This is a genomic window from Nocardia goodfellowii, from assembly GCF_017875645.1.
Classification (GTDB): Bacteria; Actinomycetota; Actinomycetes; order Mycobacteriales; family Mycobacteriaceae; genus Nocardia; species Nocardia goodfellowii.
Genome location: NZ_JAGGMR010000001.1, coordinates 5,119,342 through 5,142,488, shown reverse-complemented (window position 1 = coordinate 5,142,488; position 23,147 = coordinate 5,119,342). Strand labels below are relative to the sequence as shown.

Sequence of the window (23,147 nt, the reverse complement as noted above, 5' to 3'; positions counted from 1 at the left end):
CATTTCGCCCGGGGCCACCGTCGTTCGGTCTCACTTGATCTCGTACTGCCCGATCAGGGTCGCACGGCCCAGGGTGTGGAAGAACAGGTTGAACCCGAGCACCGCCGGGCTGGAGTTCTCGTCGATATCGAGCTTCTCGACGTCGACCGCGTGCACCACGACGAAGTACCGGTGCGGGCCGTGGCCTTGCGGCGGCGCCGCGCCGACGAAGCCGGGGAAACCGGCGTCATTGCGCAGGTTCAGCGCGCCCTCGGGCAGGCTGCCGCCCTTGCTGCCCGCGCCGGCGGCCAGTTCGGTGGTGCCGGCCGGGATATTCGCGACGGCCCAGTGCCAGAAACCCGACGCGGTCGGAGCGTCCGGATCGTAGACGGTGACCGCGAAACTCTTTGTCTCCGCGGGGAATCCGGACCAGGACAATTGCGGGGAGAGGTCTTTGCCCCCGGCGCCCAGGACATCACTGACCTGATCGTTGCCCAGGGTGCCGCCGTCCTCGATATCGGCGGAGGTGACGGTGAAGCTCGGTACCTGCGGGAGCGCGTCGTACGGGTTGTAGCTCATGGTTCCCCTTCTACTTCGATGACATCAGCTGTGCAACAGGAAGTGTTCCAGTACCCGGGTGCCGAATTCGAGCGCGGCCACCGGAACCCGCTCGTCCACGCCGTGGAACAGGGCACTGAAGTCCAGATCGGGCGGCAGCTGCAACGGCGCGAATCCGAAGCAGCGAATACCCAAGCGGGCGAAGGCTTTCGCGTCGGTGCCGCCGGAGAGCATGTAGGGCACGGTGCGGCCCTGTGGATCGTGCGCCAGGATCGCGTCGTTCATGGCGTCGACCAGGTGGCCGTCGAAGGTGGTCTCGTAGGAATCGAGCTTGGTGATCCACTCGCGCTGCACGTCCGGGCCGATGAGTTCGTCGACTTCGCGTTCGAACGCGGCCTGGCGGCCCGGCACCACCCGGCAGTCGACCACGGCTTCGGCCGTCTGCGGGATGACATTGGCCTTGTATCCGGCATTGAGCATGGTCGGATTCGCGGTATCGCGCAGGGTGGCGCCGATAATGCGGGAAATGGTGCCGAGTTTGGCGAGTTGACCTTCGATATCGGGACTGTGCGGATCGAATCGCAGACCCGTTTCCTCGGCCACCGCCGCCAGGAATTCCGCTACCGAATCCGAGATCACCAGCGGAAAAGTGTGCTTACCGAGGCGGGCCACCGCGTCGGCGAGAATGGTGACCGCATTGTCCTCGTGCAAAAAGGAGCCGTGCCCGGCGCGGGCCTTGGCGCGCAACCGCATCCAGCCCAAACCCTTTTCGGCGGTTTCGACCAGATACAGGCGGCGCTCGGTGCCGTCCGGGCGCGGGACGGTCAGCGAGAACCCGCCGACCTCTCCGACGGCCTCGGTGACACCCTCGAACAGGTCGGGCCGGTTGTCCACCAGCCACTGCGCCCCCCACTTGCCGCCGGCCTCCTCGTCGGCCAGGAACGCGAAGACGATATCGCGCGGCGGGACAGTGCCTTCGACCTTGAATTGGCGGGCGATGGCCAGCATCATGCCGACCATGTCCTTCATGTCGATCGCGCCGCGGCCCCAGACGTAGCCGTCGCGGACCGCGCCGGAGAACGGGTGCACGCTCCAATCGGAGGCCTCGGCGGGCACCACGTCGAGGTGACCGTGCATGAGCAGCGCGCCGCGACCGGGATCGGCGCCCGCCAACCGCGCGAAGACATTGCCGCGGCCCGGCTGCCCGGACTCGACGTACTCGGTGGTGTAGCCCACCTGTTGCAGCTGATCGGCCACCCACTGCGCACACTCGCGCTCGCCCTTGGTCGTCGCCAACTCGCCGGTGTTGGAGGTGTCGAATCTGATCAGCGCGCTGACCAACTCGACCACCTCCGCTACCGCGCGAGACCTGCCGGGGGATTCGGGACGTTCACCGTTTGCGGACACGCCCCTTTCCTACCATCCGAGGTGGACGCGGCGCCCGCGCTCCCCCTCCGGCCCGGCGCGGGAAACCAGTCGGTCAACGCGCCGATTCGGGCTGCGCGCACGCGAAGACGTACGCGCAGCTCCGATCGGAAAGGGGTGCGGCCTCCGCTTCGGCGAGCGCGAGACCGATTGCCGTCATCAGAACCGAAACCACACCACTGATCGCGAACATCCGTGCGTAACGCATGCCACTCCTTTTCGGTGTTTGTTTTCGTCCTGGGCGGAATGGTAGAGCGACGGACGCTGTTCACCGAGGATGATTCCGGCGTTTTCCCCGCCTTTTCAGTGGAACATGCCGGGCTGATAACCACCGGCGGGGGTTTGTGCCATGACATTGAGCCGGTTGAACGCGTTGATCAGCGCGATCGCGGAGAACAGCGTGGCGATCTGTTCGTCGTCGTAGTGTTTGCGAACCTGTTCCCAGGTGTGGTCGCTGACGCCCTGATGGGCATCGGCCAGCCGGGTACCCTCCTCGGCGAGCGCCAGCGCGGCGCGCTCGGCGTCGGTGAACACGGTGGCCTCGCGCCAGGCCGCCACCAGGTTCAGCCGCAACGAGGTTTCGCCTTCGGCGGCAGCGTCTTTGGTGTGCATGTCGACGCAGAAGCCGCAACCGTTGATCTGGCTGGCCCGGATCTCGAGCAGATGCAGGGTGGAGTTCGGTACCGGACCTCCCACATAGACCTGATGCGCGTTGGCGAGGCGCTTGACGACCTTGGCGGCGATCTCGCTGTCGAAGAGGTTGATGCGCGGTTCCATTGCCTTGTCCCTACTCTCGGTGCCGCTCGGTTCGGCGGCAGCTGTACTGGAGACAATCGGCGGTCGCCGAACGTGACAGGTCCGGAGTGTGAGGGCGGTCACGCCGAATTCAGGGCTGGAATCGGGGGTCACCCGGATGTGCGCGCGACCGCGGCGGCGGACAGTGATGTCATGTCGCGCAAGCCTTATGTCCCGCCCCGCTGGTTCATCGTTCTCGCCTGGTACACCCATCGGGCGCTCTACCGCGTCACCGGCGGCAGGGTCGGGCTGGGACAGCCCAAAGACCGGACCCACTGGGGGACGATGCGGCTCACCACGGTAGGACGCCGCACCGGTCAGCCGCGCAGTGTGATGCTCGGCTATTTCGAGGACGGGGCGAACTTGGTGACCCTCGCGATGAACGGCTGGGGTGAAGGGGAACCGGCGTGGTGGCTCAACCTCCAGGCGCGACCGGACGCCACGCTCGACCTGAAGGGCGGTTCACGGGCGGTGCGCGGGCACGCCGCCACCGGCGCGGAACGGGACCGGTTGTGGGCGAGGTGGCGCGAAATCGACAGCGACCTGGACGGTTTCGCTGCCCGCCGCTCGTCCGAGACCGCTGTCGTAGTGCTCGAACCCCGCTGAACGACACTGGCCGGCCCGGATGATCCGGACCGGCCAGTTGTCCCCGAAACCTACTGCGTAGTGGTCGGAGCAGCCGTCGTGGTCTCGGTCGGCGGCGCTTCGGACGTGGTGGTCACCGTGGTCGCGGGCGGTTCGGTCGGCGAACTGGTGCTCGTGGCCGCGATCGGCAACGGGCACCTGCCGTCCGTCTCCAGGCCGTTGATCTCGTCGACCGAGCGCGGGTCACCGGTGTAGTCCAGCCGGTCCGTGCATTTCTGCCACTCGCCGCAGACGATGATCCCGCATTCGTCGGTTCCGCCGCCGGGCGGCGTGGTGGGGACCGGATTACCGCAGGTACCCGGTCCGCAGTTGTCCGTACCGGGCGCTGTCGCCACCGGCTGCGGCGCCGCGCTGGGTGCTCGATCACCCGGACTGCTGGGCTCCGCCGTCGGAACATCCGGCGCCACAGGCGGATTCGTCGTCGTGGTCGGTGTCGCCGAGGCCGAGGTCTTGGTCACCGAGCTCGAAGCCGGCGCCGCGGAACCGGATTTCTCCGACGTGCACGCGGTTACGGCCAGCACCGCGGCTATCAGGGCCAACAGCAGGCCCGGCATCGCCCGTAATCGAGGACCGTTTCGCATCATCCACCTCTTCTTGCCGCCGCACGGCGGCACCACCGAACCCAACCAAATAGCAAGTGCTCCTTATCATTCGGCCGGGCCGCCGAATCGTTACCGCGGCGTTCACGATTCGATCGGTCAGGGGGTGGCGATGGTGGGCTCCGGTGGGGTCCAGCGGCGGGTGCGCGACGCCGCCGAGGAGATGCCGAAGGCGGGTTTGAGTTCTTCCGGGATGGCGTAGTGCATGACGCGGCCGCGGGTGAGCGAGCTGAGTTCGAACCAGGTGGTGAGGTGGCCGAGACGATCCAGTGCCCATTCGCCCATGGGTGAACTGTCCTCGATGGTTTCCAGGACGCCGAGCAGCGCAGGAACGGTTTTGACGGCGGTGTCCCAGGCGGTGCGCGGCACGTCGAGCCAGTCGGCACAGGTGTCGCCGATCAGGTAGCGGATCAGCGCGGCGACCACCGGGTCGAAGAAGGTGCCCGGGACGACCTCCTCGTAGAGGTCGATGAGTTGGCGGGTGAGCCGCACGCCCTCCGGGCTGGGACCCATGTGCCGAATCATGTAGAGGTCGAGGAACTGCCGCGCGGCGGCCATATCCGCGGGCGCGTGCGCCTGGTCGACGCCGAGCATGGCGCCCACCACCCGCCAGGCATAGAAATACGCTTCGGCGCCGTCCACGCTCATGTGAATGTTCAGCCGGTGCAGGCTGTCGAGCACCAGGATGGAGAACAGCATCTGGCCGCCGATCATGTCCTCCTGGCAGATCGGCGTGCCCGAAGTCTCGATGTCCCAGCGGTTCTCGCGAGCCAGATGGTGCCGGATCGCCGCGTGCAGCAACCGCACCTTCTGCACTGCCGGAATGAACCGGCTACCGGCTTCGAAGGCGTCGGGCTGCATGAGATAGACGGTGAACTGCCCGGTCTCGGCCATCCGCTTGGACGGATACTCCAGCGAATGGGTGGCCGAGAGCAGTTTCGCGACCGGCGGCAGGACATAGCAGGCGGGCATGGACGCGAAGGACAACGCGGTGGAGATGTGCACGTTGTTGTCGATGAAGAACAGCCGGGCCTTTTCCATCTCCTCCCAATCCACCCAGGCGGGCGGGCTCGCGGTGACGTGTAGATATTCCCGGGCGACCTCGGGCAGGCCGTCGGGTAACGGTGCGCCCGCGGTGGAGACGTAACGCATGAGGGTGTTGAACTTGCCCACCTCGCCGCGCTCGAACAGGGTGGCCACGGTGGCATCGGCGAGTTCGTCGCCGTGGCGGCGCAGCGCGTCCATCGAGGACTTGGTGTAGGTCATCGAAACTCCTTGTGTCGGTGACGCGGTGGATCAGTAGCGGCGCGTGGTCGCGGCGCGCGCGAGCTCGGTCAGCGCGTGCGCGGCGGGCGCGGGCAGATCGGTCAGTGCCCCCGTGGCCTCCTCGACCCGGGCGGTGATCATCTGCTCGATCCGCGCGGGCGCGCCCACCCGGGTCATCAGCTCGCGCAGTTCACCCAGGGTCGTATCGTCGGGTTCGCTCCGGTTGAGCAGCCACGTCAGTCGTTCCCGCTGCGCGCGGTCGGCGGCCCGCCAGGTTTCGGCGAGCAGGGCGGTGGGGCGGCGGCCGCGCAGGTCGTCGAGATTCGCCTTGCCGGTGCTGGCTCGGTCACCGAACAGGCCGAGCAGATCGTCGCGCAGCTGGAAGGCCTCCCCCAGTGGTAAACCGTACGCGGAGAATGCTTTTCGCATCCGGTCATTCGCACCGCCGAGCGCGCCCCCGATCAGCAGCGGTTGTTCGACGGTGTATTTCGCCGTCTTGTAGCGCACGACCTTCAGCGACTCGGCGACGTCCGGGACCGCGCCCGTGCACAGGATCTCGAGGCATTCGCCGGCGATGAGTTCGCGGGCCAGCACCGCCCACAGCGGGCGCGCCCGCGACAGGTAGGCGGCGGGCAGGCCGCTGGTCACGAACATCTGACCGGCCAGCGCCATCAGCAGATCACCGACCAGCATGGCCAGCGCCTTGCCGGTCTGCTCCGTGTCGACTGTCCGGCGCGGCGGTGCGTGCAGCGCGACGTGCGCGGTCGGCCGGCCGTGCCGCAGCGGACTGTCGTCGATGATGTCGTCGTGCACGCTCGCCGCCGCGTGCACCAATTCCAATGCCGCGGCGGCCCGGAGGAAGGCGTCGCTGTCCGGTTGCCCGGCCGCGCGCCAGCCCCAATAGCAGAACGCCGCTCGAAACCGCTTGCCCTGACCGCTTGCCGACACCAGCTGCTCGGCCACCGGACCCAATCGTGGATCGATGTCGAGCAACTGGTCACGTTCCCGCCCGACGAATTCGCCGAGTACTTCGTCCACGCGTGCCTTGAAGACGCGGGCGTCGTACCGGTCAGCCGGCATCGGGACCAGTCTCCCGGGCCACGACATGCTGCGCGAGGATCTCCAGGTGGGCGGGCGGCAGCACGGTGCTGCGGTCCAGCGCCAGCCGGCCGCGCGCCTTCAAGTCGGTCTCCGCTTCCCGGGCCAGGCCCGGAAGGTCCGACCGCCGTAGCAATCCCACCGCGCGCTCCAGCACCGGGCCGATCCGGCTCAGCGCCACGTCCGCTAGCCCCGCGGCCAGCAGCACCGCTTCCTCGCTTCGAGATCCGCGTTCATTCCGCTGCTGCGACATGCGATCACGCTCCTGTCGAGGATCGGTCTTCGGCGCCGCCCGGCCGGAACGGCGCGGCTTCGTCAGTGTGGCAGCGGCTTTGCTCGAACGCTGAGGATTTGCCGGACTGGTGCCCATCCGCCGAATGCGTTATTCAGTGGTGACCCAATCGAATTCATGTCTCACCCATCCGCGGGAAGCGCGGGCTTGACCTTGACCCAGGGGAAGGGCCCCAGCATGGAGGCATGACTACGAACAACCACACGATTCGACGGTTCACTGTGCACCATGACGGGGTCACGATCCCGGTGACCCGCGGCGGGCACGGGCCGACGCTGCTTTTCTGCCCCGGCTTGACCTCGTCGCAGGAGGAATTGCGCGAGCTGATCGACCTGTTGCGACACGATTTCGAAGTGGTGTCCTTCGACCTGCGCGGCCATGGGCTCTCCACGGCGGCCGAGCGGTATTCCTTCGAGACGTTCGCCGCTGATTTCGGGGCCGTGGTGGCTGAACTCGAACGGTTCGAGCTGTCCACGAAGCCGATACTCGCGGGTCACTCCTACGGCGCGGATCTGATCGTGCACTACGCGGCGCACCATCCCGGAACCGCCGCGGGGCTGGTGCTCATCGACGGGGCCAACCCGCTGCCCGAACCGTTCATCACGCAGGTCGATCTGCCGGAGTTTCGCGCGATGTGGGAAAGCTCGGCGCCGTGGCACGAAGCCGCGACGGGGACGCCGCGCCGAATGTCGCTCACCCCTGCGGAAATACTCGAGCTCAACATGGAGCTGGACGGAATCCGGGCGGAGCATCTCGACCGGTATCGGAAGGTCGACTGCCCGATCACCATGATCATGTCGACCGCCATGGCCGGCGCCGGCGGCGAAGGCCGGATACCGCGGCACAATCAACTCTGGCGGGACGGCGTCGACCGGCTGGTCCGGGACCAACCGCACATCGTCACGCACTGGCTCGACGCCGGCCACGGGCTGGTCGTCACGCACGCCGCCGACGTCGCGCGGCTCGTCCGGAGCTGCCGGACACCCGCCCGCCCCAGCGACCGCGCGCACAACTAGGAAGACTGGCCTGATGATGACGATCGGCGAGCTGGCGTCCTACGCCGGGGTGACGGTGCGCGCGGTCCGGCACTATCACGCCAAAGGCCTTCTCCCGGAACCGGAACGCGACCGCTCCGGCTACCGGAGCTACGACGCCGCCGCCGCGGTCGAGCTGATCCGGATCCGCACCCTCGCCGCGGCGGGCGTCCCCCTCGCTCGCGTCCGGGAGTTGCTGCGAGCCGAACCGGCCGAGTTCGCCGCGGCCATCGAGGAGATCGACGAGCGACTGCGCGGCGAGATCGCCGAACGCCGGCGGCACCGCGAACGCATCGCGCGACTCGCCGCCGGCGACAACCTCGCCCTGCCGGCCGAAGTCGTCGGCTTCCTCGACCACCTGCGGTCACTCGGCATCGACGAACGAATCGTCGAGGTGGAACGGGACGGCTGGATTCCCCTGGCCGCCCACGCTCCCGAACGAATCCCGGAATGGATCGCCCGCAAGCGCGACCAGATCACCCATCCGCCACTCATCGACTTCTACCGCACCCTCGGCCGGGTCATCGACCACCCGGAGGACGGTCGAACACTCGGCGACTTGGCCGACCGGATCGCCGACTACCTGAGCCGGCTGGCCGACGAGCGCGGCGACGACTATCTGGGCGGCGACATCGAACCGTCTCTGGTGCACCTGCCGGACGCGTTGGCTGTCGGCACCTGGCCAGCCGCGCACCGTTTCCTAGAGCTACTCCGTCAGCGCGGCTGGACCGGCTGGACCAGAATCGAGCGAGTGGACCCTGCGACCTAGCCGCTCAGGCGGCCTGGGTCCGGGTGCGCAATCCCTCGAGCATCTGCAGCATGACCGTCTCGGCTTCCAGGGAAACCGCGGCGGGGTCGTCGGCCGCGGCGACGATCAGCGACGCCTCACACAGCACCCGGAACGCCAGTTGTGCCGCGATATCGGTATCGAAGGATCGCAATTCGCCGATGCGCGCCATCTCGTCGAGCAGGCCCCGGATGAGCGGCAACGCCAACTCCAGCTCCAGTTCCTTGGTCTTGTCCTCCCCCAGCACCCGGATCACCTGACGCAGCAACGCGCGCGCCTCCGGATCTCCGGCGTAGGTGCGGATGGCGGTGCGCACCGCGACCTCGACCCGTTCCCACGAGTCGGCGGGCGCGGCCAGCACCGCCTCGGCGACCACCCCGGTGACCACCGCGGTGGCGGCGCGATACACCTCGGCGAACACCTGCTGCTTATCGCGGAAGTGGTGGTACACAGCGCCTTTGCTGACATTGGAGGCGCGCGCGATATCGTCCACCGAGGTATCGTCGTAGCCGCGTTCGACGAACAACTTCTTCGCGGCGTCGACAATCGCGTTCTTCGTCAGCGCGGCATACATCTCGCGCCGGCTGGGCTGCACCTCGTCCACAATCACCAGTCTAGTCGTTGGACGCGCGCTCACCGACAGACTCCGGGTCGATCGTCGTACCGGTTCGGCGGTTCTCCTCCTCCGCCGTGACCGGCGCGGCCGCGAGAGACCAGCGCAGAATCGGCGGCGCCATCACCGAGGTGATCACCGCGACCAGCACGAGCGCGGTGTAGGCCTCGGCCCCGAGCACGCCCATCCGCAACCCCACCATCGCGATGATCACCTCGATGACACCGCGGGCGTTCATGCCCGCGCCCAGCGCGACGCACTCGCGCCGCGTCAGACCGCTGAGATATCCGCCGAGGAACGCGCCGGCGAACTTGCCCGCGACCGCGGTGGCCAGGATCAGTAGCGAGATGCCGAGCAGGCGCGGCTCGGCCAACGCGGACAGATCCATCCGGAGACCGGCGGTGGCGAAATAGATCGGGGCCAGCACGGCGAGCACGGTGGTGTCGAGCGGCTGCAGCAGTGCCGCGGGCGCCCCGGCCGAACGGATCAGCACACCACACACGAACGCCCCGAGGATCGCCTCGAAGCCGACCGACTGCGTGGCCGCCGCCCCGGCCAGCAGCACGACCACGACCACGGCCGTCACCCGCGTCGACTCGTCACCCGCGCGGGCGCGACGGATCGCGAACCGCACGAGCGGCCGACCGATGAGCAGCGCCACCGCCAGCACCGCCACCAGCCAGCCGATCGAGGTGAACACGGTCGCCGCGGTCAGCCCGTGCACCGCGAGCGCCGCCACCACCGACAGCAGCAACCAGCCGACCGCGTCGTCGATCGTGCCCGCCGTCAGGATGAGCTGACCGATGTTGCGGTGCAACAGATTCAGCTCGCGCAGCGTCTTGGCGATCACCGGTATCGCCGAAACGCACAGGGCGACCCCGAGGAACAGGGCGAACACGATCGGGTCCGCGCCCGCCGGCCGGAGCGGAACGGGCGCGAGCAGGCCGACGCCCACGCCGAGCGCGAGCGGCAGGACCAGTCCGGCGCCACTCACCTTGGCCGCGGTGCCGGCTCGCGTCCGGATGTACCCGACGTCCAAATGCGTACCCGCCAGCCCCACCAACAGCAGCACGCCGATCTGGCCGACGGCGTCGAGCAGGTGCTGCTGTTCGGCCCGTACCGGGAACAGCCACGTCGCGATCTCCGGTGCGAGGTGGCCCAGCACCGAGGGGCCGACCAGGATGCCGGCCGAGAGCTCGCCGACGATTCGAGGCAGACCGCAGCGCAGTGCGAGGCTGCCCAGCCCTCGGGCCGCGACCAGCAGCACACACAACTGAACGAGCAGGATCAGCACGCTGTGCGCCGGGATCGGAGATACCGGCGCGGCCGCCAGGGACGACACCCTCAGCGCCAGTCGCGGTTACCGGCGACGAACATGTCCCGCACCCCGTGGGTGGCCGTGCGCAGGCTGTTGCGCAGTTCGTGGCCGTAGAAACGACCGGCCTCCCCCACCACCACGCCGAAGCCGTTGGTGAAGTATCGGCCGCGGACATGCGCCGGGCTGGAATACTTGCCCCACAACAGGATTCGAGTCATCGACAGCAGCGTGAACGGTCCGGAGGGGCATCGGTCGGCCGGTTCCAGGATGCGCCAGAATCCCGGCGCGAGCTCGCTGTCGGCCAGCGCGGTGTAGATGCGCCCGCAGGCCTCGCCGACGTCGATCTCCTTGTCCCGGTAGGCCTGCATGGCCCGGCAGGCCTTGGTGAACAGCGCGGCGCAGTCGGGGTTGTCGATGCCCTGCACGCCGCGGTACGGCGCCTGTTCCAGCGTGTCGAATACCAGCCGGTTCCGGGTCCGGTCGTAGGCGAATCCGGTCTGCATCTGGCCGTTCACCCCGTAGAGGGTCCCGATCGTCCACACCCGGAACCAGGCGTTCCACAGCTCGAAATCGTCGAACGCGACATAGGAGTAGCTCACCAGATCGTCGTAGTAGGCGAAGGCCCGCTTGACCCAGGTTTCGACGTATTCGAAACGCTCCCTGGCGAAATCGCCTTCACGCACCGCGTCGATGAGCCGGTGCCCCAACGCGTTGAGCGCCATCACGGTGACCGCCAGACCGCTGGAGAACAGCGGGTCGATGAAGTCCGAGGCGTGCGGCAGCAAGCACCATCGGTCACCGACGACCTGGCGGGAGGCGAACTGGTTGCGCTTGGTCGACATGTACGGCCGCACCGCGCGCGCCCCGGCGAGTTGCCGCTCGAAATCGGGGAAACGCCGTACGTGCGCCCAGAATTCGGCCTCGGGCGAGTCCTCGGCCGGGCTCGGATACCGATCCAGGTCGAGGCTGATGCCCACCGAGCACAGACTGCTGGTGGTATCGGGATGGTTGTCGAAGGGGATCACCCAGGCCCAGCCGCCCTCGAACAGATGGTGCAGGGTGCCCTGCGCGAACGGGCTCGGCATGCCGTGCGCACTGCGCGGACCGGCGAACCGGTCGAAGGGTTCGACACCGGTGAAGTGGGTGAAGATCGTGCGCGAGCGCGTCCGGTACGGCGGTTCCATCCGCAGATCCAGCGATTCCCCGAGCAGACTGCGCATTCCACCCGCGTCGACGACGAACCCGGCCCGGAACTCCGCGCCGTCGGCCGTACGCAGCGTCGCGCCGTCGGCATCGAAATCGACGCCGGTGACCGGGCGATAGGTGTGCCCGACCGCTCCGTAGGACAGCGCCACCTGATAGACGTAGGCGTCGACATCCTGGCGGAAGAAGTGCGAGTCGGGGCCGATCGGCGGACCCCAGGTCGGGTACTGGGTGCATTCGGTGGGGCGGAACGCCTCGCCGTCGCGGTGATAGGCGAAGCTGAAGTTTCGTTTCACGCCCGAACCGGCGCTCACCACCCGCCGCAACTTCGTGTGCGAGGAGAGATTCTCCAGCTCCGGGACATCGTAGCGGCGGGCCAGATTCCGCAGTCCCATAATGGTTTCCGGCACGGTGGACTCGCCGATGGCGAAGCGCGGATGCCCGCCCGCCTCGATGATCACCACCCGTACGCCGTGCCGGGCCAGGATCGCGGCCAGCGCGGCGCCGCCGATCCCCCCGCCGACGATGGCCACATCGAATGTCTTGTCGTCCTTCATCGGAGTCCTCCTTCGCGGGCGCGCGTACGGCGCAGGTCCAACCGGTCGGCATAGTCGAGGTAGCGCAGGTACGCCCGAACGCCATGTGTCCGGGCGTATTTCGTCGGCAGGCGCTGAGCGGTGCTGCGGCTCCAGGGCAGCCGGGGCGCGGGTCCGCCGCTGAGCGCGTCGGCGAAACGCCAGGCCGAGTCCACCGACATGGCGAAACCATGCCCGCACCAGGCGCCCGCGTAGTAGAAGCCGTCCCGGCCGGGCACCGGGCCGACCACGGGCAGCCGATCCAGGCTGCTGGCGGTCAAGCCCGACCAGCGGGCCACCACCTCGACTTCGGCGAGTACCGGAAACCGTCGCAGCAGTTCGGCGTCGACCCGGCGCTGGACGCGTGCCGATCGCTGCTCGTCCCGAGCGGGATCACCGGTAGGCACCAGCGCGGGACCGCCGCCGAACACGACGCGGTTGTCCTCGGTCATGCGGTAATAGTTGAAGAAGTTGCGCTGGTCGATGATGCCGCCGCGACCCGACCAACCCAGTTGCGCCAGTTGCGCTTTCGTCAACGGCGCGGTGGCCAGCAGGTGCGTGCGCAACGGCACCACCGACGCCGGCACCGGGTTCAGCGGTCCCGCGTAACCGTCGACGGTGAGCAGTACGCGGCGGGCGGTCAACGCTCCGGTCTCGGTGTACACCTTGGGTGCCCCGTCGACGGTGTCCAGCGACAGCACCCGGCTGTTCTCCAAGATCCGCACCCCGCGTTCGCGCAGTGTGGCCGCCAGACCGGTCAGCAGTCGATAGGGATCGATGACCATCGCGTTCTCGTAGGCGAATCCGGCCGTGTATCCGGGTCCGGCCGATTCGACCACCTCGTCGGCGGTGAGCCAGCGCACCGGCCGGCCGAGCTCGCGCAGTGCCGCGAGGTGGGTGCTCATCCGCCGGCGCTTCGCCGGGGTGAGGGCCACCAGGGTGTGCGGCTCGTCGCGGGCGTCGCAGTCGATGCGCTCGGTTTTGATCAGCTCACGCAGCAGGGTGACACCGCGCTGGGAGGCGTCGAAGGCCGCCAGCGTGCGGGCGTCACCGATCCTGCGCCGCAACTGGGGCAGCGGGATGCTCAGTCCCGGCGAGACGATGCCGGTGCTGCGACCGGTAGCACCCGCACCGATCGTCTCCGCTTCCAGCACAGCGATTTTCCACTCCGGCCGGGCCGCGGCGACGTAGTGCGCGGTGGCCAATCCCGCCAGGCCGCCGCCGACGATCGCCAGATCTACCCGCCCGGTGCTCGCGAGCCGGTCACCGCCCGGCGCCAGGCCCGTTTCGGGCCACCAGACGGGTACGTTCCTCATGTTCGAAGCAACGCGAACGCTTGACTGTGCCACAGCAGCGGCCTCCCTGAATCCGTCTCCAACGCGATGATTTCTCCGACGATCACGACGTGATCGCCATAGGTCCGGGTGTCGGTCAGCAGGCAGACCGACCAGGCCAGCGGATCCGGGAGCACCGGCACCCCGAGCACACTGCGGTACCCCGCCCCGGCGAACCTGGCGCCCGCCGGTGACGCGAAATCCTCTGCCAGCGCTTGCTGCCGCTCGCTGAGCAGCGCCACTCCGAACGCGCCGCTGCGCTCGATCGCGGTCAGGGTCTGCGACCCGACGGCCAGACACGCCAGCAGCAGCGGCGGCCGCAGCGACAACGAGGTCAGCGACGAGGCCGTCATCCCGACCGGACCGGCGGGGCCTTGCGCCGAGATGATGGCGACGCTGGCGGCGAGCTTGCGGTACAGCCGCAGGCACTGTTGGGAATCGGGTCCGATATCGACCTCGCTCATCGCCGTTCACCCCGCGACCCGGGCGGCCAGCCGGCGTTCGAATTCCTCGAACTCCGGCACCGCTTTCGGTTCGAACGGCACGCTGAAGGGCTTGATGAAGTTCCCGAACAGCGCGCGGTCACCGCAGAGATGGATCGGTACGACCAGCAACGCCCATTCGAACCCGAACAGCAGCACCCAGGCACCCACCACCGCCGACTGCGTGAGGAAGCTGTGCATGGTGTTGTAGAGGATGTAGTACACCCGCGGCACCGGACCGGGTTTGTTCCGCAGGTAGACGAGCAAACCTGGGATGTAACCGATTACGTCGATGTAGGCGAACAGTGCGATGGCGGGCCACCACCGCACCTCGTCGATGTGCCATAAGAACAGCAGCCCGCACGCCACGGTCGCGACGCCGTATTCCAGGCGCATCAACCGATAGGTGGTGGGGGTGGTGAATCGGTTCGCGTGATCCATCTCAGTCACCCGCTCCGATCGGCGCGGTCGCGGCGACCGCGAGTTTCTTGGCGACGGCGGCGGCCACCGCGGGATCGCCGACCACCTCGCCATCGCCCAGCAGTCGGATCAGGATGGTGGCGATGCCCTCCTTGAGCACCTTCTCCGCGATGGGTTCCAGCACTCCGGTCATGCTCGGGATCCCGAAATCGAACGCGGCCTCGAAGGTTACGGCGCTGCCGGCGCCGGCCGGACGCACCTGCCAGGATCCGCGGAAGACGTGGAAGTCGCCGGACTCCTGCTCGAAGACGATGTTGCGGCGTTCCGGCTGGAAATAGTCGACCTCGGTCCACCGCAGCGGGCCGTTGCGGAAATACACCTCCCAGTCGCTCATCGAGGAACGGCCGTCCGGCGCCTCGCGCACCACGACGGATCGGACCTCTTCGACGAGACCCGGATACGATTCGAAACGGCGGACGATGTCATAGGCCTGGTCGGGGTCGACGGTCGTCGACCGCACGGTCAATGTGGCACTTCGCACGGTGTTCACCTCAGGATTCGGGATAGCGCGATGCGGTCGTGCGGACCGCATTCTCGAAGCGGTCCAACAGGAAATCGACTTCGTTGTCGTCGAGAATCGCGGGTGGTGTCAGCCGGACCACCCGTTCGGCATTGAGCGAGTGGTTGGCGATGACGTGCTCGGCCACCAGTTCCACCAGCAGATCGGTCGCCATGGCCGGATCGGCGAACTCCAGGCCCAGCAGCAGTCCACGCCCCCGGAGCCGGCACGCCCGCGGCGAAAAGTATTGCGCGACCAAGGCTTCCATCTGGGTGAAGAGCAGTGTCCCGAGCGTCGCGGCGCGCTCGACCAACCGGTCATCGGTGATCGCCTCGAGCGCACCGCACACCGCGGCCATCGCGATGGGAGCGCCGGCGAAGGTCGAGGTGTGCAGGAAAGGATCGCGGTCCAGCACGGTGTAGACCGCTTCGGAGGCGATCGCCGCCGAGACCGGTAGCACCCCGCCGCCCAACGCCTTGCCCGACAACAGGATGTCGGGCCGCACCTGCTCCTGTTCGATCGCCCACCAGCTGCCGGTGCGGCCGAGGCCGGTCTGGATCTCGTCGATGATCAGCAGGGCGTCGTATTCCGCGCACAGCGCGGCCACCGTAGCGAGGTAGCCCGCCGGCGGGATGACCACGCCCGCCTCACCTTGAATCGGCTCGAGGATGACACAGGCCTCCCCGGCGTGCTGTGCCAGCGCCGCGGCCAACGCTTCGGCGCTGCCGAACGGCACATGCGTGATGCCGGGCAGCAAGGGCCGGAAAGGGTCCTGGAACAACGCCTTTCCGGTCACGGACAGCGCCCCGAGGGTCTTGCCGTGATAGCCGCCGCGCATCGAGATCACCTGCCGGCGACCGTTGAGCCGGGCGAGTTTGAGCGCGGTCTCGGTCGCTTCGGTGCCCGATCCGCTGAAGTGCACCCGCGTCAACCCGGCGGGGGCCACCCGGATCAGCGCCTCGGCGGCCCACGCGGCCATCGGTTCCAGGAACATCCGCGAACCGACCGGATGCGTGCGCAGCTGCCGGTCGATGGCCGTGAGTACCGTGGGATGTCTTGCGCCCATGAGGAATACGCCGTATCCCCCGGCGTTGAGATAGCGCCGGCCGTCCATCGTGCGGATCCAGGCTCCGCTGGATTCCACCTCGACCTGCCCGCCGACCAGCTCGCCCAGCCGTGCCCGGCCGGTGCTCAGATTCGTGCGGTAGATGCGGGAGATCCGCTCGGCCGTGGTGTCGGTGTCAGTCGTAGTCATCGTTCCTCACTCGATCCGTAACGCGGCGCCGGTGAAGCTGGCGGCCAAGGCTTCGCTCATCGCCGAGCGGGACGGTGGATGGAAGCCCGCGCACCGGGACGCCGAGGCGAGGTAGCCCACCTCCTGATCGGTGATGAAGGCCAGACCGCCCAGAGCGGCCACCGCCGCGGTGACGACGTCGTTGATCGCCTCCACGGCGGCGTAGCGAGCGACCAGCGCCGTGGCCAGCTCGGCGTTGCCGGTCCGGCCCGCGGCGATCGACGCCGCGATCCGCTCCAGCAGCAGTACGCCGGTCTCCAGCCGGATGCCCAGCGCCGCAAGGCGTTCCGCGCCCAGCCGGGAATCCGCGAAGACTCGCTCCACCAGCCCGGTGGCCATTCCGAGGTAGCACGCCGTGATCAGCATTTCGAACCAGATGAACCCGACGGTCTGCAGTTCGTCCAGCGCACCGTCGGCGGTGGTGCCGATCGGGATGAGCAGCCGCTCGTCCACGAAGACGTCGGTCAGGCGCACCTCGTCGCTCTCGGCTCCGCCCAATATCGGGCTCGCCCAGAACTGATGCACCGACATCCCCGGCGTCGACGCCGGAATCAGGATGACCGCCGCGGACTCCGCGCCGTCGGCCCCCGGGACCGCGACACTCGCCGAGAACAGGTCCATCGACCGCGCCATGCTGCACGGTTTCTTCGAGCCGTGCACCGTCAATCCGCCGGCGGCCGGTACGCCCCGCAGCGTCGGCGTCAGGATGCCCTGTCCCGGATTGCCCTCGGCGAAGCCTGACGCGACCAACAGGTTCTGATCCGAAATGCCTTCCAGCAGTGCCCATTCCAAGCCACTGGCGCGCAGGCTCGCGGCCAGGGTGAAGATGGTCGCGACCGAGAAGTGGTGCATGGTGCTCGCCACCGCCAGCGAGGGCGCGCACGAACCGATCGCCTGGGTGATCCGCAGCGCCTCCAGCGGAGTCACGCCGTGACCGGCGTACTCGGCGGGGATGAGCAGGCCGGGCCCGCCGAACTTGCGGAACAGGTCCAGGCCCTGGTTGCCGGGCCGTTCCCATTCCATCAGCGGGGCGCTCGCCAACGCCGGATACAGTCCGGGCAGGTGCTTTTCGCAGACGGCGCGGGCGTCGTCCAAACTGCGCATCATCGGGCTCCTATCGATATCTGGGCGCGGTATCGGCGGGCAGGATCGACACGCCTTGGACATGGGTCGTGCGCAACACCGGGTAGTTCGCTTCGCCGAAGACGCCGCCGGTGCGCCCGGTGCCGCCGTGTGAGGGCAGCGGAGCCGAGAACGCGATATGCGAATCGTTGACCTTCAGCAGTCCGCCGTTGCTCACGTGATCCAGGTAGCGATCGATGACCGCCTGGTCGCGCGCCCACAATGAATTCCGCAACCCGTAGAGGTTCGAGTTCACGAATTCGACGAAGGCTTCCAGCAACGTCGCGTCGTCATCCTCGGCGGGCACGACGATCGGGAGCAGCGGGAAGAATGTCTCGTGCGCCACCGCCTCCAGCGACCGGGCCCCGGCGAGCCCGTCGACGCGCACCACGGTGGGCTGCAAGAAATAGCCGCTGTCGCTCGGTGTGCCATCGAGGTGCATGCCGCCACCCCCGATCACCAATCGCGCACCCCGCTCGAGCGCGTCGGCCAGGCAGCGGTGGAAACCGTCGTGGCGCAGGACCGGCGAGAGCAACACGCCTTCCTCGTCGGGGTGCCCGGGCCGCAGCGCCTGCGCCTTCTTCGCGACCAGCGCGATCAGTTCGTCCGCGATCGCGGGGTGCGCCAGCACCACGTTCGGAATCATGCACAGCTGACCGGAGCCGAAGAAGCTCTCCAGCAGCGCCTCCGAGGCGTGCTCGAGGTTCGCGTCCGACCAGACGACCACGGTGTCGTTGCCCGCCAGTTCGAGCACCGGCTTCTTACCCGCTGCGACACAACGCTTCTCGAAGGCCAGTCCGTTCGCGACGCTGCCGAAGTACATCACGTCGTGTACCAGCGGACTGTCCAGCCACGCCTGCAGGATCGGCTCCGGATCGCCGCACACGGCGTTGACCGTGCCCGGTGGCGCGCCCACCTCGGCCAGCGCCGGGGCGAGCACTTCACGGATCGCCCACATCGCCCCCAGCGGCACCGATCGGGGCGCCCGGACCACCACCGCGTTGCCGCCGACAATGCTCAGTGTCGCCGCGAAGATCACACTCGACATCGGCGCGTTGGCGGGCGGATTCACGCACACCACGCCGTCGGGCCGGCGCCGCACGATCTGCCGCCGGCCCTGATAGTCGAATTCCTTGTGCAGCTCGGCCCGAAAGAAGCTGCGCGACAAGGGAGTCAGCGCTTCCAGCCAACCGGCGATCTCCCAGCGGGCCAGCTCCAGCGGGTGCCCCTCGTAGGTCATCATCCGCTCGATGGTCTCGGTCTTGCCGATGATGTTGGCGCGCACCGCCTCCAGCAGGTCGTCCACCCGGGTCGACAACGGCGCCGAGCGCCACACCCGCGCCGCGTCCGAGGCCGCGCGCAAGGCCTCGGCGACCACGCCGGCGTCCGCGACCGCGACGCGTCCGGCGAAGATATCCGGGGTCGCTGCGGATTCGCTGAGCTCGCCGCTGTCCAGCTTTCGTTTCACGGTGAGGCTCGTGAACGAATCGGTGAGCAGCGCCCGGGTTACCGGAACGTAAACCCATTGGTCCGCAGCTAATTCCCGGCCCTCGACATAACTTCCGAACGACGGAATATCCACTCCTGATCCACCACTCGACATACCGCACCAACCTCTGTTCAGCAACCCCTGGAAAATATTGGGGAGCATGATCGATCCCATCCCGAGGGACAGTACGAGACGACACTGAAATCGCACTGAAATTCGAGGGCGGGGTCACTCGGCACACTGTCAGAACGGTTCGTTGGTGAGCCGTCACAATTGACAAGAGGAGTGCGGAAAAATACCGTGTGCGATGGAGGCGGCGGCGTCTGTCGGGGTTAGTTCGGGTCTGAGATCTTCGGGGGTGTTGTGCGGATCGGAATCGATGTTCTCGGACCGGTGGAGCTGGTGATCGACGGCACCGCCTACCCTATGGACGGCCGGAAGCTGCGCAGTATAGCGGCCATATTGGTTGCACGGCAAGGCAATACGGTCGGTCGCGACGAGTTGACGGACGCGCTCGGCCTGTTCGAGACGACCAAGAACTCCACCAACGCGCTGCACGCGCATATCGCCCGGCTGCGGCGCTGGTTCAAATCCCATGGCGCACCCGCCGATGTGGTGAAAACTGTCGGCGTCGCCGGCTATCGGCTCGACATTCCCCGTGAGCGTATCGATGCTTTGCGATTCATGGATACCGTCGAGCACGCGGCCGGACTGGCACCGAAAACACCGTCGGTGGTAGCGAGCATGGTGGAGGATGCTTTCGGATTATGGCGTGGCGAAGCGCTTCGAGACGTGACGGACAGCGCTCTACTGCAGAGCTTTTCCGATGATTTGTATGCTTCGAAAGCGCATGCGCAGGAACTCCTCCTCACTACCTGGATGACTCTCGAACGATATGATCGAATAATCCTCACCGCCCGTAAATTCATTGCCGAGAACCCGTTGAACGAGCGGCTGTGGGAAATGCTGATAATGGCGTTGCGGCGTACCGGGCGCGATGCCGAGGCGATAGCTTCCTACCATCGCCTCGAACGCCTGCTGCGGGACGAGCTCGGAATCCTGCCCAACCCCAGCCTGATCCGGTCGCTCGGCACCGAGCACTGCGCGTAACGGGCCGGTCATTCCGCCACCGCCGCGACCGGCGCCGGCGCGGGGGCGCGGCGCGATTCCGACACGGTCTCAAGTTCGGTCAGCCCCCACCGGTCGTGCCAGCGTGCCAGCGGCGCGGGGGCCCACCAGTTGAATCGTCCCATCAGGCGCATCGCCGCCGGAACGAGCAAGGGGCGCACCAGGAAAGCGTCCAGCGCGACCCCGACGGCCAGGCCGACACCGAGCCCGCGCATGAACGAGACCTGCCCGGCGCTCATCGCGATGAACACCACGATCATCACGGCGGCCGCCGCGGTGACGATGCGCCCGGTACGTGCCAGACCCAGCGCGACCGCGCGTTCGTTGTCCGCCGCGGTCCGGCCGGACTTCAGCCATTCCTCGCGAACGCGGGAGAGCACGAACACTTCGTAGTCCATCGCCAGCGCGTACGCGACGCAGGCCAGCAACGGCGGGATGAAGGCGGTGAATTGCCCGGTGGCGGTCGTCCCCAGGGCGCCCAGGTGGCCGTCCTGGAAAAGCCACACCAGCGCGCCGAACGCCGCACCGAGCGACAGCACGTTCATCAGCAGCGCCTTGATCGGGAGTACCAGCGAACCTGTCATGAGGAAGATCAGCACGAAGGTCATCACGGCGATGCCGGCCAGCACGTAGAGCGTGCGGTCGGTGATGCCCGCGACATTGTCGATATTGCGCTGTGCCACACCGCCGAACAGCGTGGGTGCGGGCGAGCCCACCGCGCGTAAAGCGTCCAGCTGCCGCTTGCCCGCGTCCGAGTAGGGATCCAGCGTGGTGGCCACCGTCAGGTATGCCGCGTCCGCGCGCATCGCGGAATCGTAGGTCGCCGGTGATACGAGGCTCCCGCCCGCATACGACCCGCCGGGAGCGGACACCGCCACGACATCGGGTACCCGGGAAAGGTTTTCGGCGTAACCGCTCAACGCCTGCGGGTTCGTGACTCCCTCCGGCAGCACGATGTAGACCGTCCCGGCGAAGTTTCTGGTGAAGTCCGACCGCAAGGTGTCCCCGGCCGCGCGGGCCGACGCCGTAGCCGGCAGCACCCGGTCGTCGGGGTAGCCGAGCTTCATGCCGAGGGCGGGCAGGGCGAGCACCAGCAGCAGGGCGCCGATCACACCCACCACCGGCACCGCGTGCCGCATGGAGAACATCGCCGTCCGGTACCAATGGTTTTCCGTGGAGACGTGCTGGTCGCGCACGGTCCGTCCGAACAGCCGGGCGATCGGCCGCCGGATGTCCAGTGCGTCGATGCGCGGTCCGAGCACCACCAGCAACGCCGGTGCGATGAGCAGCGAACCGAGTAGCGAGAACACCACACTGACCAGCCCGGCGAAGGCCAGTGAGCGCACCAGGTACTGCGGGAAGATGACCATGGCCGAAATCGTCAGTGCCACGGTCAACGCGGAGTAGGTGACGGTGCGGCCCGCAGTGTTCATCGTGCGCACCAGGGCAGCTTCCGGCGGTGTGCCGTTCGCGAGTTCCTCGCGGTAGCGGTTGACGATGAACAGCGTGTAGTCGATGGCCAGCGCCAAACACAGTGCGGTGGCCAGGTTGACCGCGAAGACCGAGACATCGGTCATCTTGTCGATGAGGCTCAACGCGGCCGCGGACCCGGCGACCGCCACCGCCGAGACCGCCATCGGCAAGGAGGCCGCGGTGACGCTGCCGAAGATCCACACCAGTGCCAGGAAGGTCAGCGGAAAAGCGATGGCCTCCATCAGGAACAGGTCGCGTTTGGACTGATCTCCGCCTTCGGAGTAGGTCATCGCCTGGCCACCGGCGGCGACCTCCACCCCGTCGCGGGCGCCGACCAGCGGATCGGCCAGCGCCCGCGCCCGGACGGTCGCCTCCTCGTCGTCACCGGCGATCCGCGCCACCACCAACCCGGCCGCGCCGTCGGTACCGCGCAGCGCGGTGTTCAACGGGGCGGGCGCGGTCCAGTAGGACAGCACGTTGCGGATGTGCGGCGACTCCCGCAGGGCTGCGGCTACGGTCTCCGCACGCGCACGCGCGGCCGGACTGTCGACACCGGCGTCGGCGCGCACGGTGAACACCATGGTGTATCCGCCCGCACCGAAAGCACTTTCCAGCACCTGGTCCGCCCGGGCCGATTCCGAATCCGGCACGTCGTATCCGGCGGCGGGCAACTCGAGGCTCGCGGGAATGCCGTAGCCGCCCGCGACGACCAGCACCGCGAGCGCCGCGAGCAGAACCGCGCGCGGCGCACGCGCGGCCAAGCGCGCGAACCTGGTGAGCAGTTGGACGCGCACCATGCGGAACCCCCTGGGATGTCGTAGGACGGTCGGCTCGGCATCCACCGACCGACAGTCGGTAAACCTACTCCGAGTATGTCAGCTTGTCGAGAGGCGATCGAGTGGATTCAGCGAAACCGGGAGGCGCATCCCCTGTTTCCACAGCACCGCCGCCCGCGAGTCCGGACGCTCGCGGGCCTCGCGCCGCATGGCATCCAGGAACAGCGGCACGAATCCGTCGCGCGGGTGCGCCCGGATCACCTCCACGAGCGCCGCGCGCGGTACCTCACCACTGCGCACGCCCGCCACATCCAAATGCGCGCCCGCGTGCAGCAGGTGCGCCTCGATACCGCGCTCCACCGGCACGCTGACATCCATGTGCAAGGCGATGGCCTGCGAAACCGTCTCCGCGAACACGGCATCCGCGCCCCAGTCCAGGAGGCTCGCGCGGGCCACCTCGGCACCGTGCACGGCGAAGCACGACGCACCGTCCGGGCGTGGGCGATGCCGTTCGGTCAAACCCACGTCGTGCAGCAGACAGGCGACGTAGAGCAGTTCGGCGTCGTAGACGCGACCGTCCAGCTGCGCGAAGATATCCCCGAAGTACCAGCACCGCAGCGCGTGCTGTTCGAGCTCGCGGCTGTAGCAGGCCTCGGCCAGGTCCCGCGCCTCCCGCGTGAACCGGCTGTCGGGTGGCGCGTCGGCCAATTCCACGCCGCCGCCCCGTCCGCCGCGGCCCAGACCGGCGCGGACGACGCTGGGCAGACCCGCCAGCTGCGCCGCGGCCGCGCGCCGGGCGAAGCCGAGCTTCGCCCGGCGGTCCAGCCGTCCGACATCACCGGACTCGTTGTGCGACATGGGTTTTCTCCGTTCTGTTGGTGGA

The 23,147-nt window shown here is 68.0% G+C and carries 24 protein-coding genes; 4 read left to right on the top strand and 20 right to left on the bottom strand.

Annotated features, from left to right (window positions below):
- Positions 1–30: 30 nt before the first annotated feature.
- The 4 genes from BJ987_RS23590 to BJ987_RS23575 all read right to left on the bottom strand — a co-directional run bounded on the left by BJ987_RS23590 (position 31) and on the right by BJ987_RS23575 (position 2,739).
- Positions 31–558: a YbhB/YbcL family Raf kinase inhibitor-like protein gene (locus BJ987_RS23590; protein WP_209894082.1), complete on the bottom strand. Its 528-nt coding sequence runs from the start codon at positions 556–558 to the stop codon at positions 31–33.
- Between the two features lie 24 nt (positions 559–582).
- The gene (locus BJ987_RS23585; RefSeq protein WP_209894079.1) at positions 583–1,944 is read right to left on the bottom strand and encodes a M20/M25/M40 family metallo-hydrolase; all 1,362 of its coding nucleotides are present in this window, start codon (positions 1,942–1,944) and stop codon (positions 583–585) included.
- Positions 1,945–2,017: 73 nt separating this feature from the next.
- Positions 2,018–2,170, bottom strand: a complete 153-nt coding sequence (locus BJ987_RS23580) for a hypothetical protein (RefSeq protein WP_209894076.1) — start codon at positions 2,168–2,170, stop codon at positions 2,018–2,020.
- A 95-nt stretch (positions 2,171–2,265) separates the two neighbouring features.
- Entirely contained in the window at positions 2,266–2,739 is a 474-nt protein-coding gene (locus BJ987_RS23575) for a carboxymuconolactone decarboxylase family protein (protein WP_209894074.1), read from the bottom strand.
- Positions 2,740–2,910: 171 nt separating this feature from the next.
- On the opposite strand from BJ987_RS23575, the gene BJ987_RS23570 reads away from it, so the two are divergent.
- Positions 2,911–3,363, top strand: a complete 453-nt coding sequence (locus BJ987_RS23570; RefSeq protein WP_209894072.1) for a nitroreductase/quinone reductase family protein — start codon at positions 2,911–2,913, stop codon at positions 3,361–3,363.
- Positions 3,364–3,413: 50 nt separating this feature from the next.
- On the opposite strand, the gene BJ987_RS23565 is transcribed toward BJ987_RS23570, so the two are convergent.
- The 4 genes from BJ987_RS23565 to BJ987_RS23550 form a co-directional block, all read right to left on the bottom strand.
- Positions 3,414–3,986, bottom strand: a complete 573-nt coding sequence (locus BJ987_RS23565) for a hypothetical protein (protein ID WP_209894071.1) — start codon at positions 3,984–3,986, stop codon at positions 3,414–3,416.
- A 114-nt stretch (positions 3,987–4,100) separates the two neighbouring features.
- Positions 4,101–5,267, bottom strand: a complete 1,167-nt coding sequence (locus tag BJ987_RS23560; protein WP_209894069.1) for an oxygenase MpaB family protein — start codon at positions 5,265–5,267, stop codon at positions 4,101–4,103.
- A gap of 30 nt (positions 5,268–5,297) precedes the next feature.
- A complete protein-coding gene (locus tag BJ987_RS23555) occupies positions 5,298–6,347 on the bottom strand; it encodes a polyprenyl synthetase family protein (protein ID WP_209894067.1) in 1,050 nt (349 codons plus the stop codon).
- Positions 6,337–6,618 (bottom strand): polyprenyl synthetase, encoded by a 282-nt coding sequence (locus BJ987_RS23550; protein ID WP_209894065.1) that lies wholly within the window; start codon positions 6,616–6,618, stop codon positions 6,337–6,339. The genes BJ987_RS23555 and BJ987_RS23550 overlap by 11 nt, the downstream gene beginning before the upstream one ends.
- Positions 6,619–6,842: 224 nt before the next feature.
- Here BJ987_RS23550 and BJ987_RS23545 point away from each other — a divergent pair, with 224 nt between their 5' ends.
- A complete protein-coding gene (locus BJ987_RS23545; protein ID WP_209894062.1) occupies positions 6,843–7,673 on the top strand; it encodes an alpha/beta fold hydrolase in 831 nt (276 codons plus the stop codon).
- Positions 7,674–7,686: 13 nt separating this feature from the next.
- On the top strand, positions 7,687–8,460 hold the full coding sequence (locus BJ987_RS23540) for a MerR family transcriptional regulator (RefSeq protein ID WP_209894059.1): 774 nt from the start codon (positions 7,687–7,689) through the stop codon (positions 8,458–8,460).
- Positions 8,461–8,464: 4 nt separating this feature from the next.
- On the opposite strand, the gene BJ987_RS23535 is transcribed toward BJ987_RS23540, so the two are convergent.
- Genes BJ987_RS23535 through BJ987_RS23490 form a run of 10 tightly spaced genes read right to left on the bottom strand, consistent with a single transcriptional unit; the run spans position 8,465 to position 19,001 of the window.
- Positions 8,465–9,082 (bottom strand): TetR/AcrR family transcriptional regulator, encoded by a 618-nt coding sequence (locus tag BJ987_RS23535; RefSeq protein WP_209894056.1) that lies wholly within the window; start codon positions 9,080–9,082, stop codon positions 8,465–8,467.
- 10 nt (positions 9,083–9,092) lie between these two features.
- Positions 9,093–10,433: a cation:proton antiporter gene (locus tag BJ987_RS23530; protein ID WP_307869731.1), complete on the bottom strand. Its 1,341-nt coding sequence runs from the start codon at positions 10,431–10,433 to the stop codon at positions 9,093–9,095.
- Between the two features lie 2 nt (positions 10,434–10,435).
- Positions 10,436–12,169, bottom strand: coding sequence for an NAD(P)/FAD-dependent oxidoreductase (locus BJ987_RS23525; RefSeq protein WP_209894053.1), 1,734 nt, complete (start codon positions 12,167–12,169; stop codon positions 10,436–10,438).
- Positions 12,166–13,503, bottom strand: coding sequence for an NAD(P)/FAD-dependent oxidoreductase (locus tag BJ987_RS23520; protein WP_209894050.1), 1,338 nt, complete (start codon positions 13,501–13,503; stop codon positions 12,166–12,168). The genes BJ987_RS23525 and BJ987_RS23520 overlap by 4 nt, the downstream gene beginning before the upstream one ends.
- Positions 13,500–13,985, bottom strand: coding sequence for a flavin reductase family protein (locus tag BJ987_RS23515; RefSeq protein WP_209894047.1), 486 nt, complete (start codon positions 13,983–13,985; stop codon positions 13,500–13,502). Before BJ987_RS23515 ends, BJ987_RS23520 begins: the two co-directional genes overlap by 4 nt.
- A gap of 6 nt (positions 13,986–13,991) precedes the next feature.
- Positions 13,992–14,444 (bottom strand): hypothetical protein, encoded by a 453-nt coding sequence (locus BJ987_RS23510; RefSeq protein WP_209894044.1) that lies wholly within the window; start codon positions 14,442–14,444, stop codon positions 13,992–13,994.
- 1 nt (position 14,445) lies between these two features.
- Entirely contained in the window at positions 14,446–14,964 is a 519-nt protein-coding gene (locus BJ987_RS23505) for an SRPBCC family protein (RefSeq protein ID WP_209894041.1), read from the bottom strand.
- Positions 14,965–14,974: 10 nt separating this feature from the next.
- Positions 14,975–16,237: an aspartate aminotransferase family protein gene (locus BJ987_RS23500; protein ID WP_209894037.1), complete on the bottom strand. Its 1,263-nt coding sequence runs from the start codon at positions 16,235–16,237 to the stop codon at positions 14,975–14,977.
- Positions 16,238–16,243: 6 nt separating this feature from the next.
- Entirely contained in the window at positions 16,244–17,380 is a 1,137-nt protein-coding gene (locus tag BJ987_RS23495) for an acyl-CoA dehydrogenase family protein (protein WP_209894034.1), read from the bottom strand.
- A gap of 10 nt (positions 17,381–17,390) precedes the next feature.
- The gene (locus tag BJ987_RS23490; protein WP_209894031.1) at positions 17,391–19,001 is read right to left on the bottom strand and encodes an aldehyde dehydrogenase family protein; all 1,611 of its coding nucleotides are present in this window, start codon (positions 18,999–19,001) and stop codon (positions 17,391–17,393) included.
- A 279-nt stretch (positions 19,002–19,280) separates the two neighbouring features.
- Between BJ987_RS23490 and BJ987_RS23485 the strand changes: the two genes are divergently transcribed.
- Positions 19,281–19,997: an AfsR/SARP family transcriptional regulator gene (locus BJ987_RS23485; RefSeq protein ID WP_209894029.1), complete on the top strand. Its 717-nt coding sequence runs from the start codon at positions 19,281–19,283 to the stop codon at positions 19,995–19,997.
- An 8-nt stretch (positions 19,998–20,005) separates the two neighbouring features.
- On the opposite strand, the gene BJ987_RS23480 is transcribed toward BJ987_RS23485, so the two are convergent.
- Both BJ987_RS23480 and BJ987_RS23475 read right to left on the bottom strand, forming a co-directional pair.
- A complete protein-coding gene (locus BJ987_RS23480; RefSeq protein WP_209894027.1) occupies positions 20,006–22,285 on the bottom strand; it encodes an MMPL family transporter in 2,280 nt (759 codons plus the stop codon).
- A gap of 78 nt (positions 22,286–22,363) precedes the next feature.
- Positions 22,364–23,122: an HD domain-containing protein gene (locus BJ987_RS23475; protein ID WP_209894024.1), complete on the bottom strand. Its 759-nt coding sequence runs from the start codon at positions 23,120–23,122 to the stop codon at positions 22,364–22,366.
- Between the last annotated feature and the right edge of the window lie 25 nt (positions 23,123–23,147).